This window comes from Streptomyces sp. Root1310 (assembly GCF_001426425.1).
Classification (GTDB): Bacteria; Actinomycetota; Actinomycetes; order Streptomycetales; family Streptomycetaceae; genus Streptomyces.
Map to the genome: position 1 here is coordinate 171813 of NZ_LMEQ01000004.1, position 16429 is coordinate 188241.

General features: G+C 70.9%; 13 protein-coding genes. 5 read left to right on the top strand and 8 right to left on the bottom strand.

The features are described 5' to 3' along the window. Positions 1-2 precede the first annotated feature (2 nt). From pcaH to ASD48_RS13325, 4 genes are read right to left on the bottom strand one after another with little or no spacing between them, the layout of a single operon-like run. Positions 3-776: a protocatechuate 3,4-dioxygenase subunit beta gene (gene pcaH / locus ASD48_RS13310; protein WP_057601774.1), complete on the bottom strand. Its 774-nt coding sequence runs from the start codon at positions 774-776 to the stop codon at positions 3-5. Positions 777-793: 17 nt separating this feature from the next. Then, positions 794-2008, bottom strand: a complete 1215-nt coding sequence (locus ASD48_RS13315) for a thiolase family protein (protein ID WP_057601775.1) — start codon at positions 2006-2008, stop codon at positions 794-796. After that, positions 2005-2652, bottom strand: a complete 648-nt coding sequence (locus tag ASD48_RS13320; RefSeq protein ID WP_057601776.1) for a CoA transferase subunit B — start codon at positions 2650-2652, stop codon at positions 2005-2007. The genes ASD48_RS13315 and ASD48_RS13320 overlap by 4 nt, the downstream gene beginning before the upstream one ends. Beyond that, on the bottom strand, positions 2652-3434 hold the full coding sequence (locus tag ASD48_RS13325; protein WP_057601777.1) for a CoA transferase subunit A: 783 nt from the start codon (positions 3432-3434) through the stop codon (positions 2652-2654). Before ASD48_RS13325 ends, ASD48_RS13320 begins: the two co-directional genes overlap by 1 nt. Before the next feature lie 225 nt (positions 3435-3659). Here ASD48_RS13325 and ASD48_RS13330 point away from each other — a divergent pair, with 225 nt between their 5' ends. Then, positions 3660-4124, top strand: coding sequence for a MarR family transcriptional regulator (locus tag ASD48_RS13330; RefSeq protein ID WP_057601778.1), 465 nt, complete (start codon positions 3660-3662; stop codon positions 4122-4124). A gap of 138 nt (positions 4125-4262) precedes the next feature. Here the strand turns inward: ASD48_RS13330 and ASD48_RS13335 are convergent, their stop codons facing one another. Beyond that, positions 4263-5246 (bottom strand): DUF3048 domain-containing protein, encoded by a 984-nt coding sequence (locus ASD48_RS13335; protein ID WP_057601779.1) that lies wholly within the window; start codon positions 5244-5246, stop codon positions 4263-4265. A 416-nt stretch (positions 5247-5662) separates the two neighbouring features. On the opposite strand from ASD48_RS13335, the gene ASD48_RS13340 reads away from it, so the two are divergent. Further along, positions 5663-6853, top strand: coding sequence for a zinc-dependent alcohol dehydrogenase (locus ASD48_RS13340; RefSeq protein ID WP_057601780.1), 1191 nt, complete (start codon positions 5663-5665; stop codon positions 6851-6853). Between the two features lie 54 nt (positions 6854-6907). Here the strand turns inward: ASD48_RS13340 and ASD48_RS13345 are convergent, their stop codons facing one another. After that, positions 6908-7984, bottom strand: coding sequence for an ATP-dependent DNA ligase (locus ASD48_RS13345; protein WP_057601781.1), 1077 nt, complete (start codon positions 7982-7984; stop codon positions 6908-6910). 110 nt (positions 7985-8094) lie between these two features. On the opposite strand from ASD48_RS13345, the gene ligD reads away from it, so the two are divergent. Continuing rightward, positions 8095-9135, top strand: a complete 1041-nt coding sequence (gene ligD, locus ASD48_RS13350; protein ID WP_057601782.1) for a non-homologous end-joining DNA ligase — start codon at positions 8095-8097, stop codon at positions 9133-9135. A gap of 66 nt (positions 9136-9201) precedes the next feature. Here ligD and ASD48_RS13355 read toward each other — a convergent pair whose 3' ends face one another. Continuing rightward, a complete protein-coding gene (locus ASD48_RS13355; protein WP_057601783.1) occupies positions 9202-11346 on the bottom strand; it encodes a family 16 glycoside hydrolase in 2145 nt (714 codons plus the stop codon). A gap of 125 nt (positions 11347-11471) precedes the next feature. Continuing rightward, the gene (locus ASD48_RS13360) at positions 11472-13949 is read right to left on the bottom strand and encodes a ThuA domain-containing protein (RefSeq protein ID WP_199875774.1); all 2478 of its coding nucleotides are present in this window, start codon (positions 13947-13949) and stop codon (positions 11472-11474) included. Positions 13950-14148: 199 nt separating this feature from the next. On the opposite strand from ASD48_RS13360, the gene ASD48_RS13365 reads away from it, so the two are divergent. After that, positions 14149-15156, top strand: a complete 1008-nt coding sequence (locus ASD48_RS13365; RefSeq protein ID WP_057601784.1) for a multicopper oxidase domain-containing protein — start codon at positions 14149-14151, stop codon at positions 15154-15156. Between the two features lie 82 nt (positions 15157-15238). Beyond that, entirely contained in the window at positions 15239-16264 is a 1026-nt protein-coding gene (locus tag ASD48_RS13370; protein ID WP_057601785.1) for a LacI family DNA-binding transcriptional regulator, read from the top strand. Positions 16265-16429: the final 165 nt, after the last annotated feature.

Here is a 16429-nt window from a genome sequence, read left to right on the forward strand (position 1 = left end):
GCTCAGCGTCCTTCTTCGATCCAGGTGGCGTGCGGCCCGTCGAGCACGATGTCCCAGTGGTAGCCCATCGAGAACTCCGGCACCGACAGGCTGTGGTCGTACGTGGCGACCAGCCGCTGCCGGGCCGCGTCGTCCGTCACCGACTGGATGATCGGGTCGTAGGGGAACAGCGGGTCGCTCGGGAAGTACATCTGCGTCACCAGCCGCTGGGTGAACGCCGAGCCGAAGAGCGAGAAGTGGATGTGCGCCGGCCGCCAGGCGTTGACGTGCTGACGCCACGGATAGGGGCCCGGCTGCACGGTGGTGAAGCGGTAGAAACCGCTGTCGTCCGTCAGCGTGCGGCCGACACCCGTGAAGTTCGGGTCCAGCGGGGCGTCGTGCTGCTCGCGCTGGTGGGCGTAGCGGCCCGCCGAGTTGGCCTGCCAGATCTCGACCAGCTGACCGCGGACCGGACGCCCGTCGCGGTCCAGCAACCGGCCGGAAACCGTGATCCGTTCACCGATCGGCTCACCGTGGTGCTGCCGGGTGAGGTCGTTGTCGATCTCGGTGATGTCCCGTTCGCCGAAGGCGGGGGAGGCCAGCTCCACCAGTTCGGGGTCCTTGCTGACGTCGATGGCGACCGGCGGCTGCTTCGGGTGGCGCAGGACGGAGGAGCGGTACGGCGCGTAGTCGCGGCGCGGCTGGTGCTCGACCGGCGCGCCGTCGGCGATCCGCTTCTCGTACGCGGCGTGCTCGGCCGCGATCTCCTGGTCGATGTCGGCTTGCGTGAGAGTCATGGAAATTCCCGGGTTTCTTAGCGTTCGAGGACGAGGGCGAGGCCCTGGCCCACGCCGATGCAGAGGGTGGCGACCCCGATGCCGCCGCCCCGACGGGCGAGCTGGTGGGCGACCGTGCCGGCGAGCCGGGCACCGGAGGCGCCGAGCGGATGGCCGAGGGCGATCGCGCCGCCCTGCGGGTTGAGGACCGCCGGGTCGAACTCGGGCCACTCGGCCACGCAGCCGAGCACCTGGGCCGCGAAGGCCTCGTTCAGTTCGAGCACCGACAGGTCGGCGAATCCCCTGCCCGCCTTGGCGAGTGCGCGGTTGACCGCCTCGACGGGGGCGAGCCCGAAGTACTGCGGGTCGATCGCGGAGACCCCGGTGGCGCTGACCCGGGCGAGCGGCTCGCGTCCGGTCGCCCTCAGCCCCTCCTCGTCCACGAGCAGCAGGGCCGCGGCGCCGTCGTTGAGCGGGGAGGCGTTGCCCGCCGTCACGGTCCCGTCCTCGGTCCGGAACGACGGCCTGAGCTTGGCCATCGCCTCCAGCGAGGCGTCCGCCCGTACGCACTCGTCGGCGCCGAACACGACCGGGTCGCCCTTGCGGCGCGGGATCGACACGGGCGCGAGCTCGGCGTCGAACAGACCCGCCTGCTGGGCCGCGGCGGCCTTGCGGTGGCTGGCGAGGGCGAACTCGTCCTGCTGCTCGCGGCCGATCTTGTGCTTTTCGGCGATCAGCTCGGCCGACTCGCCCAGCGGGATCGTCCACTGCGGGTCCATCCGCGGATTGACCATCCGCCAGCCCAGCGTCGTCGAGTACAGCTCGGCGTGCCCGGCGGGGAACGCCCGGTCCGACTTCGGCAGCACGTACGGCGCGCGGGTCATCGACTCCACACCGCCGGCGACGGCGACGGAGGCGTCGCCGGCCGCGATCGCGCGAGCCGCCTGGATGACCGCCTCCAGGCCGGAGGCGCACAGCCGGTTGACGGTGACGCCCGGTACGGAGGTGGGCAGGCCCGCGAGCAGCGCGCCCATGCGGCCGACATTGCGGTTCTCCTCGCCGGCCCCGTTGGCGTTGCCGAAGTACACGTCCTCGATGCGGGAGGGGTCCAGCGTGGGTGTACGGGCGACGAGTTCACGGATGGCGTGCGCCGCGAGGTCGTCCGGGCGCACCGAGGCCAGAGCGCCGTTGTAGCGGCCGATCGGGGTGCGGACGGCGTCGACGATGTAAACGGTCTTGGAAGCGTTGCTCATGACGGGACCTCCTCGGCGAGACGGACCTTGGCGGCCGTCTTCGTCACGATCTCCTCGGCGGTGACGCCCGGCGCGGTCTCCACCAGCACCAGACCCCCCTCGGTGACGTCGAGGACACCCAGGTCGGTGATGATCCGGTTCACGCAGCCCTTCCCGGTCAGGGGCAGCGCGCAGTCCGTGAGGATCTTGGGGCTGCCGTCCTTGGCGGTGTGGGTCATGACGACGATGACCGTACGGGCCCCGTGCACCAGGTCCATCGCCCCGCCGATCCCGGTGATCAGCTTGCCGGGGATCGCCCAGTTCGCCAGGTCGCCACGCTCGGAGACCTGCATCGCCCCCAGCACGGCGACGTCGATGTGCCCGCCGCGGATCATGCCGAAGGAGAGCGCCGAGTCGAAGAACGACGCGCCCGGCAGGACCGTCACGGTCTCCTTGCCGGCGTTGATCAGGTCCGGGTCGACGGCGTCGTCGGTGGGGTAGGGGCCGGTGCCCAGGATGCCGTTCTCGCTCTCCAGCACCACCTCGACGTCCGCCGGGAGGTAGTTCGGGATCAGGGTCGGCAGCCCGATGCCGAGATTGACGTACTGACCGTCCCGCAGCTCGCGCGCGGCGCGGGCGGCCATCTGCTCACGTGTCCAGGCCATCACTCGCTCACCGTTCCCTCTGCCGCGGGCGCGGAGACCGTCCGCTGCTCGATCCTCTTGTCCGCCGCCTGCTCCGGGGTCAGCGCGATCACGCGCTGTACGAAGATGCCCGGCAGGTGGACCGCGTCCGGATCGATCTCACCGGGTTCGACGAGCTCCTCGACCTCGGCGATCGTGATCCGTCCGGCCATCGCGGACAGCGGATTGAAGTTGCGGGCGGACTTGTTGAACACCAGATTGCCGTGCCGGTCGCCCTTCGCGGCCCTGACCAGCGCGAAGTCGGTACGGATACCGTGCTCCAGCACATACTCCGCGCCGTCGAACTCCCGGACCTCCTTCGGCGGCGAGGCCAGGGCGACACCGCCCTCACCGTCGTAACGCCACGGCAGGCCGCCCTCGGCGACCTGGGTGCCCACACCCGCGGGCGTGTAGAAGGCGGGGATCCCGGCGCCGCCGGCCCGCAACCGCTCGGCCAGGGTGCCCTGCGGGATCATCTCGACCTCGAGCTCGCCGGACAGGTACTGGCGGGCGAACTCCTTGTTCGCGCCGATGTAGGAACCGGTCACCCGGGCGATCCGCCCGGCCGCGAGCAGCACCGCGAGGCCCGACTCCATCGCGCCGCAGTTGTTGGAGACGACCGACAGTCCGGAGACGCCCCGCTCGTACAGAGCTCCGATCAGGACGTTCGGCACGCCGCTCAGCCCGAATCCACCCACTGCCACAGACGCGCCGTCCGGCACGTCGGCCACCGCCTCCAGGGCCGTGGCGACCACCTTGTCCATCCGTGAAGCCCCATCTCTTCCGCGCGCCCTCGGTTCGTCAATTAATCAGGGCACTGATTATTTCACCGAGGTTTCCCACACGCTGCCACCGCAGAGTGGAGCAGTCAAGACCCCAGGCCGGCGGTCTGAGTAGGGTCACACTGGCACAAGACCAGGTCGGCCGCACGCGGTATCGTTCAGTGCACCGACGAAATTCGCGACGACATCTCACGCTGAGGAGCGCACATGGCCGCGGTGGATCTCACCAGCCACCCCGGGCACCTGGCCCGGCGGCTCCAGCAGGCGCACTACCTGCTGTGGAACACGATGGTCTCCGAGGAGATCACCTCGCCGCAGTTCGCGGTCCTCAACGCGCTCGTCGCCGAGCCGGGCCTCGACCAGCGCACGGTGGGGGAGCGGGTGGGGCTCGACCGCTCCACGATCGCCGAGGTGATCAGCAGGCTCATCCGCCGGGGGCTGCTGGACAAGGTCCGCGACCCGCAGGACGGGCGCCGCTACCTGCTCGGGCTCACCGACGAGGGGCTGCGCACCCACCGCAGGCTGACCGTCCGCACGGCCCGGATGAACCAGGTCTTCCTCTCCCCGCTCTCGGCCGCGGAACAGACGGTGTTCCTCGAGCTCATCCAGCGTGTCTCGGACGCGGCGGAGGGGCTGCGCAACGCGGGGGAGCCCCTGGTCGCGCCGTCCTGACCCAGGCGTCCGGCCGCGGTGTTCGGCCGCAGTTTCCGACCGCGGTGCCTCGGCGTAGGCGGGGATCAGGGCGCCTGTGCCGGATCAGGACCCTGTGCCGCATCAGGACCCTGTGCGGCATCAGGACCCTGTGCCGCATCAGGGTGTGCGGGCGGTATCGGGGGCCTGCGCGAACACCACCCACACCTGGCCCTCGGCGAAGGCCACCGGGGCGCCGTCGGCGGTCGTGAAGTCCGTGCCGTCCGTGGCCGTCGCACGCTTCCAGTTCACGTCGTGGACCCGCCCGTCGCGCAGCACCCGCGCCTTTCCCGAGCCCACCGTCTCGGTGTACGGAGTGTTGTTGCCGAGGAAGTCGTGGAAGCCCGATGCGCGCACCTTCACGTACTGCACGACCACCGTGGCCGGGGCCACCCGCGCTCCGTCGGTCGTCACCGTCGGCGCGCCGTCCGTCGAGACCAGCCAGCGCGCCCGGCTCGCGGACCAGGTGAAGGTGAAGCGGGCCGCCGGGTAGCGCACGGTGAGCGAGGGCTGCGCCGTACCGCCGGATGGCGCGGTGCCGTAGCGGAACCCGGTGGTCAGCGCGGCGGAACCGGGCGCGGAGGGCAACAGGCGACCCGGACGCACGTACAGGTTGTGCGGCGCGGCCCGCTCCCCGCCCCGGTAGTACGCCCCGGCACCGGCCGCGTCCTCGGGCGTGACGGCGTCCAGCGGCGCCCGGTCGATCAGCGGCAGCAGCTTGCCCTGTGCCCCGGAGAACGCCAGCACCGGCCGCGTGAACTGTCCCAGCAGCTCCAGATCGGACTCGCGGGCACTGCGCACGGGACCGACGGCCTTCGGCATCCTGGTCGCGTACACGGCCATCAGCCGGCTCAGCCCGCCCTCGACCTGCTCGACGTAGACGATGTCCGCGGCGTCGAGGCCGGTCTGCGGCCGGGCGCCGGGGGCGTTGTCGATCTTGACGGCGAGCGCGGAGCCGGCGACAGCGGTGGGACTGGTGCTTGCGCTCGGGCTCGGCTTCCGCGACGCGCTCCGGCTGTCGTCGTTCCCCGACGGCTCACGGGACGTCGTGCAGCCGGCCGCGAGAACGAGTGCCAGCAGGGCGGCCAGCAGCGTGGCGGTCACCGCGGTGGGCCCGGCACGCCTCGCGCGTGGCGGGCCTGATGGGTGTGGCGGTAGTGACTGGTGTGGCGGGCGGCGCACGCGCGCCGGGCGACCCCGATGACCCGGACGGTTCGGGTGTTCCGGATGGTTCGGGTGTTCCGGATGTCTTTGACGCCTTGGATGTCTCGCACGACCTGTGCCTGTCATGGCCACCCCCGTTTCGTGTCTTGATTGTGCGCTCATCCGTTCGAGAGTGGCTATGCGTGGCGGCGGCGGGCGGGCAGGGCGGCAGGGCGGAGGGGCGGCAGTGGCGGCAGGGGCTGGGGCGGCGGGCGTCGCGGTTCGGAGACGGGCGGCCCGGGTACCCGGGCCGCAGCCAGGACCCGGTACCCCCGGACCAGCCGGGACGGACCGGTCGGCGGAGGGAGCGCGGCGCGATGAAGGCAGTGACCTGGCAGGGCAAGCGCGACGTACGGGTGGACACCGTGCCCGACCCGACGATCCAGGAGCCGACGGATGCCGTCATCCGCATCACGTCCACCGGCCTGTGCGGCTCCGACCTGCACCTGTACGAGGTGCTCACCCCGTTCATGACGCCGGGTGACATCCTCGGCCACGAGCCCATGGGCATCGTCGAGGAGGTCGGCGCCGGCGTGCCCGACCTCAAGGCCGGCGACCGGGTCGTGGTGCCCTTCCAGATCGCCTGCGGCAACTGCTGGATGTGCCTGAACGCGTTGCCCACCCAGTGCGAGACCACCCAGGTCACCGGCGAGGGCATGGGCGCCGCCCTGTTCGGCTACACCCGCCTGTACGGAGCGGTGCCCGGCGCCCAGGCGGAGTATCTGCGGGTGCCACAGGCCCAGTTCGGCCCCATCAAGGTGCCCGAGGGGCCGCCCGACGACCGTTTCGTGTACCTCTCCGACGTGCTGCCCACCGCGTGGCAGGCGGTCGCCTACGCGGACGTCCCCGAGGGCGGCAGCGTCGCGGTACTCGGCCTCGGCCCCATCGGCGACATGGCCTGCCGTATCGCCCAGGTGCGCGGCGCGGGCCGGGTGTTCGGCGTGGACCTGGTCGGCGACCGGCTGCGCCGGGCCCGTGCGCGTGGCGTGGAGACGTACGACCTCCGCAGTTTCGACACCGAGAAGGAGCTCATCGCCGCGATCCGCGACGAGACCGACGGCCGCGGCCCGGACGCCGTGATCGACGCCGTCGGCACCGAGGCGCACGGCAGCGCGGCCGCTCGTATGGTGCAGAACGCCGCCGCCATGCTGCCGCGGAAACTGAGCGGCCCGCTCGCGGAACGCTTCAGCGTGGACCGGCTCGCCGCCCTGCACACCGCGATCGAGCTGGTGCGCCGCGGTGGCACCCTCTCCCTCGTGGGCGTCTACGGTGGCATGGCCGACCCGCTGCCGATGCTCACCATGTTCGACAAGCAGCTCCAGATCCGCATGGGTCAGGCCAACGTGCGCCGGTGGTGCGACGAGATCCTGCCGTACCTCACCGACGAGGACCCGCTCGGCGTCGACGACTTCGCCACCCACCGCGTACCGCTGTCGGACGCCCCGCACGCGTACGAGATGTTCCAGCAGAAGCAGGACGGCGCGGTGAAGGTCCTCATGACACCGTGAACGGTGAGAGCGGTTGCGGAGCGGAGGAGCTCTGTGCCGGAAACCGGTTGTGGATCACGTTGCCGGCGGCGTCCCGAGGATCTCCGCCAGGTCGTAGCGCACCGGCTCCTCCAGCTGCGCGTAGGTGCAGCTGTCCGGGGTGCGATCGGGGCGCCAGCGGCGGAAGCGGGCGGTGTGCCGGAAGCGCGCCCCGTTCTCCATGTGGTCGTACGCCACCTCGACCACGCGTTCGGGCCGCAACGGAACCCAGGACAGGTCCTTCTTTCCCGACCAGCGGCTCGGCGCCCCGGGCAGCCGTGCCGTCTCGTGGGCGGCCTCCTGCGACCAGGCCGCCCACGGATGGCCCGCCGCGTCCTCCATGCGCAGCGGTTCCAGCTCCTCGATCAGCTCCGCCCGGCGTTTCATGGGGAAGGCGGCCGACACGCCGACGTGCTGGAGGACGCCCCGGTCGTCGTACAGGCCCAGCAGCAGTGAGCCGACCACCGGTCCGCTCTTGTGGAAGCGGTATCCGGCGACGACGACATCCGCGGTGCGCTCGTGCTTGACCTTGAACATGGCGCGTTCGTCCTGGCGGTACGGCAAGGTGAGCGGTTTGGCGATCACCCCGTCCAGGCCCGCGCCCTCGTACTCCTCGAACCACTGCCGTGCCACCTCGGCGTCGGTCGTCGCCGGTGCCAGGTGGACGGGCGCCGTCACCCCGGCGAGCGCCTCGGCCAGCAGCTCACGCCGGTCGCTCAGCGGTACGTCCAGGAGTGACCGGTCGGCGAGCGCCAGCAGGTCGAAGGCGACGAACGACGCCGGGGTCCGTTCGGCGAGGGTGCGCACCCGGGAATCCGCCGGGTGGATGCGCTCCGTGAGGGCGTCGAAGTCGAGTCGCCCCTCCCGGGCGATCACGATCTCCCCGTCCAGCACACACCGCTGCGGCAACCGTTCCCGCAACGCTTCGACCAGTTCCGGAAAATACCGGGTCAGCGGTTTGCCGGTGCGGCTGCCCAGTTCGATCTCGTCACCGTCGCGGAACACGATCGCCCGGAAGCCGTCCCACTTCGCCTCGTACTGCATGCCCGGCGGAATCGCCGCCACCGACTTGGCGAGCATCGGCTTCACGGGCGGCATCACCGGCAGATCCATGCTCCGATTCTGCGCGAGGATCACGGGGAGCGCCCGGTGTGCGGACCGTCCGGCGTACGGCCCGCCGCGAGCTGATGCGAGCTGCCGGAGGTGTGTCTACCGTGGCTCGCATGGGCGATGCGGTGGAACTGGAAGTGGCCGGCCGGACGGTACGGCTGTCCAGCCCCGACAAGGTCTTCTTCCCGGAGCGCGGCTTCACCAAGCTGGACCTGGCCCGCTACTACCAGGCGGTCGCTCCCGGCATCCTGCGCGCGCTGCGCAACCGCCCCACCACCCTGGAGCGGTACCCGGACGGCGTCGGGGGCGAGTCCTTCTTCCAGAAGCGGGCGCCGAAGAACATGCCCGACTGGATCCCGACCGCCCACATCACCTTCCCCAGCGGACGCAGCGCCGACGAGATGTGCCCGACCGAGGAGGCGGCCGTCCTGTGGGCCGCCCAGTACGGCACCCTCACGTTCCACCCCTGGCCCGTGCGCCGCGACGACGTCGACCGCCCCGACGAACTGCGCATCGACCTCGACCCGCAGCCCGGCACCGACTACGACGACGCGGTCCGCGCGGCCCACGAACTACGCGCCGTCCTGGAGGAGTTCGGTGGTCTGCGCGGATGGCCCAAGACCTCCGGCGGCCGTGGCCTGCACGTCTTCGTTCCGATCGAGCCCCGCTGGACCTTCACCCAGGTCCGGCGCGCCGCCATCGCCGTCGGCCGGGAGATGGAACGGCGGCTGCCGGAGCGGGTGACGATCAAGTGGTGGAAGGAGGAGCGGGGCGAGCGCATCTTCCTCGACTACAACCAGACCGCCCGCGACCGCACCATCGCCTCCGCCTACTCCGTACGTCCCCGTCCGCACGCGCCCGTCTCGGCGCCGCTGCGGTGGGAGGAGGTGGGCGACGCCCACCCCGCCGACTTCGACCTCGCGACCATGCCGGCCCGGTACGCCGAACTCGGCGATGTGCACGCCGACATGGACGACCACGCGTACTCCCTGGAGGCACTGCTCGAACTCGCCCGCCGCGACGAGCACGACCACGGCCTGGGCGATCTGCCGTATCCGCCGGAGTACCCGAAGATGCCCGGAGAGCCGAAGCGGGTGCAGCCGAGCCGGGCCCGGCACGAGGAGGACGCCCCGGGCGGGCCCGGGGCGTCCTAGCGCGACCGACCGACCGACCGTCACCGTCCGGACGTCCGATCGCGCCGGACGTCCGGACGGCTGCCGTCACAACTCCTTGATGCGGATGTCCCGGTACGAGACGACGTCCGTCGTGCCGTGCACCTGGAGCCCGAGGTAGCCGGAGGCGAAGCGCCGTCCGTCCGTGCCCGGGTCGTCCGCGCGCGGCGGGGAGAACTCCTGGCCGCCGGTGTTGTCGAACTCGTTGATCAGCACACCGTTGCGGTAGACCGAGTAGTGCTGGTCGACGACCCTGATCTCGTAGTCGTTCCAGGTCCCCTTCTGCGTGACGCCCGCGCCGGCGAGTCCCACCCGGTCGAAGCCGTACACCGACCCGGTCTTGTACATGTCCCCGTCCGGCCGGTCCAGTACCTGCACCTCGTGCCCGTACTTGATGGCGACCCACTCCGGCCGCGACTCCTCGGCGTGGTCATGGACCCACGGGAAGCGCACGAACACACCGGAGTTGGCGTTGCCCGTGCCCGGAGCGTCGTCGCGCCACTGGAGCTTCAGGGAGAAGTCGCCGTACTTGCGCTCGGGGAACCACAGCATGCCCAGGCCCTCACGGGTGGTCCCGCTGGTGATCGATCCGTCGGCGTTCCGCGCGAACGATCCGCCGCCCACCTGCTGCCACTTCGCGAACGAGTCCGCGCTGCCGTCGAGGATCGTGCGGTAGCCCTCGGTCTGGCCGGGTCTGCCGATCCCGGAGCGGTCGGCGGCCTCCTGGACGGCGTCGTACTCGCGCTGGTCCACGACCCCCTCGGTGAACAGCCCGTCGAGGACCGTCTTCACGTGCTTGAGGAACAGCGCGTGGGACGTCCACTCCCTCTCGTCCTCGATCAACTCGTTGATCCGGCACCGCTTGCCGGTCAGCCGGTTCGGCACCCCCGAGTCGACCGTGCCCACGATCACCGTCAACCGCTCGTCGTATTCCGGGCAGCTGGGGGCCGGGACCGGGCTCGACACCACCGTGAAGGTCACCGTGCGCGCGGTGGAGGTGTTGCCCGCCTTGTCCGTGGCGCGGTAGGCGAGGGTGTGCGGGCCCGCACGGTCGACCACCACCGGGATGGTGTAGGCGATGTACGGTCCACCGTCGAGTGAATACTCGATCCGGTCGACACCCGACCCGTGTTCGTCCGTCGCGCTCACGGTCACCCTGGCGTTGCCGACATACGCGCCGCCGGAGTTCCTCGTGCCCTCGACGGTCACCCCGGTCACCGGTGGTGTGGTGTCCTGCGGGGTCGCCGCGACCACGGTGAACCGGACGCTCTTCTCGGCGGCCGCGTTGCCCGCCTTGTCGGTGGCCCGGTACCGCACGGTGTGGGTACCGGCCTGGTGCACCATCACGGGCGCGGTGTACGGCTGCCAGGCCCCGGACCCGATGGCGTACTCGATCGTGTTGACGCCGGATCCGGTGTCGGAGGCCGACACGGTGACGGTCGCCATGTCGACGTAGGTGCCGTCGGGGTTCTGCTCACCGCTGACCGTCCCCGAGGTGTCCGGGGGTGTCGTGTCGTCGGAGGGCGGGGCGACGACCGTGAACGCGACGGTCTTCTCCGCGGAGACGTTGCCGGCCTTGTCGAACGCCCGGTAGCGGATCTGGTGGCTGCCGGTCTGGTCGACGACGACCGGTGCGGTGTACGGGATCCAGTCACCCGTAGTGCCGACCGCATACTGGATACCGTCGACCCCCGACCCGCCGTCGTCGGTCGCCGCGATCGCGACACTCGCCGAGCCGACGTACTGGCCCTGCGCATTCTGCGCGCCGGTGACCTGCGCCGCGGTCTGCGGCGGTGTCGTGTCCTCGCCGCCGCCCTCGCTCACCACGAGGATGCCCTGCATCTGACCGTGGCCGGGGATCGTGCAGTGGTAGAAGTAGCGCCCCGGGGTCAGGGTGACCTCGGCGGTGTGCCGCCCGCCCGTGTCGTCGTTCGGGTTGGCCAGGATGTTCAGCGTGACGTCGTCGTTGAACTCGGGGTCGCCGGTCGCGAACGTCAACGTGTGCGGCATGCCCATGGTGTTGCCGGTCGCCACACTGTTCTCGAAAACGATCGTCGCCTGACCCGCCACGGCCGTCGTCGGCGCGGAACCGTACTTGGTGATGTCGTCCCCGGCGGTCCAGGTGAGCACCTGGGCGGCGGCCGCCGGCTCGGACTGTGCCGCGGTGGGCCCCGCCTGAAGCCCGAGCGTCATCAACACAGCGGCCAACAGAGCGGTCAGGATTCTCCGTCCACGTGTCCGCCGTGTCTGACCTGTCTGCCGGGTCTGTCGGGTATCCCGGGTCTGTCGTGGCCGGCTTGCCCGCCATGTCCGCCGTGTCACTGCGCCCCCCTCGCCAGCCGGTCGGCGGCCGGTGTCGGGCCGCCACCTCGGTAAGTGACCCTCCACAGCGCCGATTTGGCGTCCGAGGTGAAGAAGCCCCGGCCGTAGTCGAGGACGTACAGGGCGCCGTCCGGGCCGAACTTCCAGTCCATGAGGTTCTTGATGCCGTCGTTGCCGACCGGCACGATCTTCTTCAGCGACTCCGAGTGGACCGGCAGGCCGCCCGACCCTTGCGTCCTCGGGTCCATGACCACCGCGTTGCGCGGCTGATCGGCGTCGTAGAAGTCGCCGACGAACCACTTTCCGTCCCAGTACGCGGGCCACCTGCCCACGCCCGCGCCGGCGGCGTCGTACCGGTAGACCGGACCGTTCATCGCCGCCTGCCCGCCGCCCTTGAGCCACGGCAACCGGTACGTCGCCTGGTCCTGCCGGTAGGAGGGCACGCCGTTCGCGTCGCGCGGGTAGTCCGGTGCGCCGCCCTGGGGTGAGTACCAGATGTTGTTGCCGGTGACCGGCGGCAGGTTGACCAGGCCGTCGTTGTTCGGCGACTCGTTCTTCGGATGATCGCAGTCGTACCAGCCCAACGGCTGCGACGGATCCGGCAGGTTGCGGTCACGGTAGGGCTGCTTGTTGCCCATGCAGTACGGCCAACCCCGGTTGCCCGCCTGGGTGATGACGGCGAACGTGTCGTACTTCGCCGGTCCCCAGACCGGCGACGGCTCGCCCGCGTCCGGGCCGACCCAGCCCGCGTAGAGGATGTCGGTGGTGCGGTCGACGAAGATGCGGGCGGGGTTGCGGACACCCATCACATAGATCTCGCCGCGGGTCTTGCCGCCGCCCTCGTCGGTCTCGCGGCCGGTGAACAGGTTCCCCGACGGAAGCGTGTACGTGCCGTCGGGCTCCGGATGGATGCGCAGGATCTTGCCGTTGAGGTTGTGCGTGTTCCCGGCCGTGCGGCGCGCGTCGGCGAAGGAGACGCCCTTGAAGTTGGGCTGCGGGTTGTTTCCGGAGTAACCCCCGCTGAATCCGCTGGAGTTGTTGTCGCCGGTGGCGATGTACAGGTTGCCCTTCGAGTCCCAGGCCAGTCCGCCCCCGGCGTGGCAGCAACTGTGCACCTGCACAGGCCATGTGAGCAGCACTTTCTCGCTGCCGAGATCCAGCCGGTTCGTGGCGCGGTCGAGGGTGAAGCGGGAGACGCGCCGCTCGGCCGTCCGGGTGTCACGGTTGAGGCCCGAGTGGGGCGTGTAGTGCAGGTACACCCAGCCGTTCTGCTCGAAGCGCGGGTCGAGCTCGATACCGAGGAGGCCTTCCTCGACCTTGACGAGCTCGTCGCCGCCGCCCTTGTTGCCGAAGACCGTCAGTTCCCCGGCCAGGGTGACCTTCTTGGTCGCCGGGTCGTAGACGTGGATCTGTCCCTTGCCCTTGCCCACGTCGGGGTTGTTCCAGTCGGTGATCACCGGCCGGGAGGAGTCGGCGCCGCCCCGCCCGATGTAGAGAACCCGGCCGTCGGGCGCGGTGACCAGGCCGTGCGGCTCACCGATCTGATCGTTCTGGCCGGGCTGGTTGGCCGGGGTCAGGCGCTCGGCCCGGTAGTTCCCGGTGATGGTGGCCTTGCAGTCGGCCTGCACCAGCCGGGACGTCCAGAGCAGGGCGCCGCGCAGATGCGTACGGAAGTCCGTCTCGTCGTACGACGAGACCGTGCCGCCCATGCCGGTGTAGAAGGAGCGGCCGCCGTCGTAGTCGCGGCACCAACTCACCGGATGGTCGGCGCCGTTGGCGCTCGCGCCCGGCCGGTAGGTCGACTCGCGCACCCGGGCGACGGTGTGCACCTCGCCGGAGGGGTTCTTCACCCAGTTCGGCCACAGGTCAGGGCGCTTCCACTCCAGCGGCAGCCCTCCGGTGGCCGGATGCCGCCGGTCGCCGACCTCGACGGTGGCCCGCTGTACGGCCGTCGGACTCGACGCGGCGGGACGGGCACCGATCAGGCCGGTGAACCAGTCCGAGTAGGGCTCCGCTCGGGCCGCGTCGTGGACGCCGACGAATCCGCCGCCGGCCTCCATATAGGCCTCCAGGCCCGCCTCCTGCTCCGGGTCCAGGACGTCCCCGCCCCCGGTCAGGAACACGACCGCGTTGTAACCGCCCAGCCGTGTCTCGCTGGTGAAGACCGAGGCGTCGTCCGTGGCCTCGACCTCGAAGCGCTGGTCCGTCGGCCCGGACAGGCCGATCCGCTCGATGGCCTCGATACCGGCGTTGACGACCGGTGACTCGTCCCCGGCCGCGGCCGACCCGTGGAAGATCAGCACCCGTACGTTCGGGCCGCCCGGCGGCGACTTGATGGACATCGTTGTCAGGGGTGGCTCGGGGGCCGGGCGCGCGTCCGCGGCCGGCGCGGAGAGCAGGCCGGCGACGAGCGTTGCGCACGCCACGGCGGTCACCCGGATTCGTCCTCTCGTACTCAACCCTCGTAAGTGCATGGGCACCTCCTCGGTCACAGCGACAGCGCCACGGAAGGTAGACCCCATGTGCATGACTCGCCAATACCTATGACCGCAATGGCATGAACTTTGTCCTGGGTGTGGAGAAACGGCGGAACGACCGGTACCGTCTCACAGGTTCATCACAGGCTCGTCTTCTTCATCGTCGCAAATTCCGTACCAGGGTGGGGAGTTCGGCATGGACAGACGCGGGTTCAACCGCCGGGTGCTGCTGGGCGGTGCCGCCACCGTGACATCGTTGTCCTTGGGGTCGAGGGCGGTGAGCGCCGACGGACCTGCGAAGGCCGCCCCGGCGGGGGGAGCGGTCAGACACCTCAAGCTGTACATGGAGAAGCTCGCCGACGGACAACTCGGCTACGGCTTCGAGAAGGGGAAGGCGACCATCCCCGGGCCGCTGATCGAACTCAACGAGGGCGACACCGTGCACATCGAGGTGGAGAACACCCTGGACGTGGCCGCGAGCCTGCACGTCCACGGCCTCGACTACGAGATCTCCAGCGACGGAACGAAGTTGAACAGAAGTGACATCGAGCCCGGCGGCACGCGCACCTACACCTGGCGCACCCATGCCCCCGGTCGCCGCGCCGACGGCACCTGGCGGGCGGGCAGCGCGGGCTACTGGCACTACCACGACCATGTCGTGGGAACGGAACACGGCACGGGCGGCATCCGCAAGGGCCTGTACGGACCGGTGATCGTCCGGCGCAAGGGCGACATCCTGCCCGACGCCACCCACACGATCGTCTTCAACGACATGACGATCAACAACAGACCCGCCCACGCGGGCCACCAGGGCCCCGACTTCGAGGCGACGGTGGGCGACCGGGTCGAGTTCGTGATGATCACGCACGGCGAGTACTACCACACCTTCCACATGCACGGTCATCGCTGGGCCGACAACCGCACCGGCCTGCTCACCGGCCCCGACGACCCCAGCCAGGTCGTCGACAACAAGATCGTGGGCCCGGCCGACTCCTTCGGCTTCCAGGTCGTCGCGGGGGAGGGGGTCGGCGCCGGCGCGTGGATGTACCACTGCCATGTGCAGAGCCACTCCGACATGGGGATGGTCGGACTGTTCCTGGTGAAGAAGCCCGACGGCACGATCCCGGGCTATGAACCGCATGGGCCGCACGAGGCGCACGAGTCGCCTGGGCCGGACGGGGGCGGCGACGCGCACGAGCACTGAGGGGCGGAGGCCGGAGAGCGCTCTCACCTCGGCCGTCCCCCGGCGTTATCCTGAGCCGCAGCCGGCCAGGAGGAGCCCCGAAGTGACCGAGACAGCGTCGCGTCCCACGCTGGAGGCCGTGGCCGCACGGGCCGGGGTCTCCCGGGCGACCGTGTCGCGCGTCGTCAACGGCGGGGACGGGGTCCGCGAGCCGCTCGTCGAGCGGGTCCGGCGGGCCGTGGAGGAACTCGGGTACGTCCCGAACCAGGCGGCGCGCAGTCTGGTGACGAAGCGCCACGACGCGATCGCCGTGGTCATCGCCGAACCGGAGACCCGGGTCTTCGCCGACCCCTTCTTCGCGCTCCAGCTTCGTGGCATCAGCAAGGAACTGACGGCCCACGACAACCAGTTGGTGCTGCTGCTCACGGAGGGCCGCGACGACCACGCCCGGGTCGCCCGCTATCTCGCCGGCGGCCATGTCGACGGGGCCCTGGTCTTCTCGCTGCACCTCGACGACCCGCTCCCCGGGCTGATCCAGGGCGCCGGCGTGCCGACCGTGTTCGGCGGCCGTCCCGGCTGGAGCGACGGCACACGGGACGTGGTCTACGTCGACAGCGACAACCGCGGCGGGGCCCGCGAGGCCGTGCGCCTGCTGGCCGGGCTCGGCCGCACCCGGATCGCGCACATCACCGGCCCCCTCGACCAGACCTCCGCGGCGGACCGGCTCGACGGATACCGCGAGGTGATGGGCGAGAGCGACCCGCGGCTCGTCGTCGAGAGCGACTTCACCCCCGGCGGCGCCGAGCGGGCCATGCGGGAACTCCTCGACCGGTGCCCCGACCTGGACGCCGTGTTCGCCGCCAACGACCTCGCCGCCTCGGGCGCCCTGCGCGTCCTGCGCGAACGCGGGCTGCGGGTGCCCGAGGACGTCGCCGTGGTCGGTTTCGACGACATGTTGCCGGTCGCCGAGCAGAGCGACCCGCCGCTGACGACGGTCCGTCAGGACATCGAGGAGATGGGCCGGATCATGGCCCGTCTGCTGCTGCGCCGTCTCGACCGGAGCGTCGCCGAGGAGGCGCCGGGCGGTGTGGTCCTGCCGACCACACTGGTCCGCCGAGCCTCGGCCTGACCGGGATAGCCGCCCCGCTCGTATCCGGCCCGTTCGATCCTTGCCTTGCCTTGCCTTGCCTTGCCCACCCGTGTCCGGCCCACCCGCGCCCGGCCCCCTTGCCCTGCGCCCCCCGTGCCCGGCGCCCGCCCCGGCCTCCCGTGCCCGGCGCCCCCCCCGCGCCCG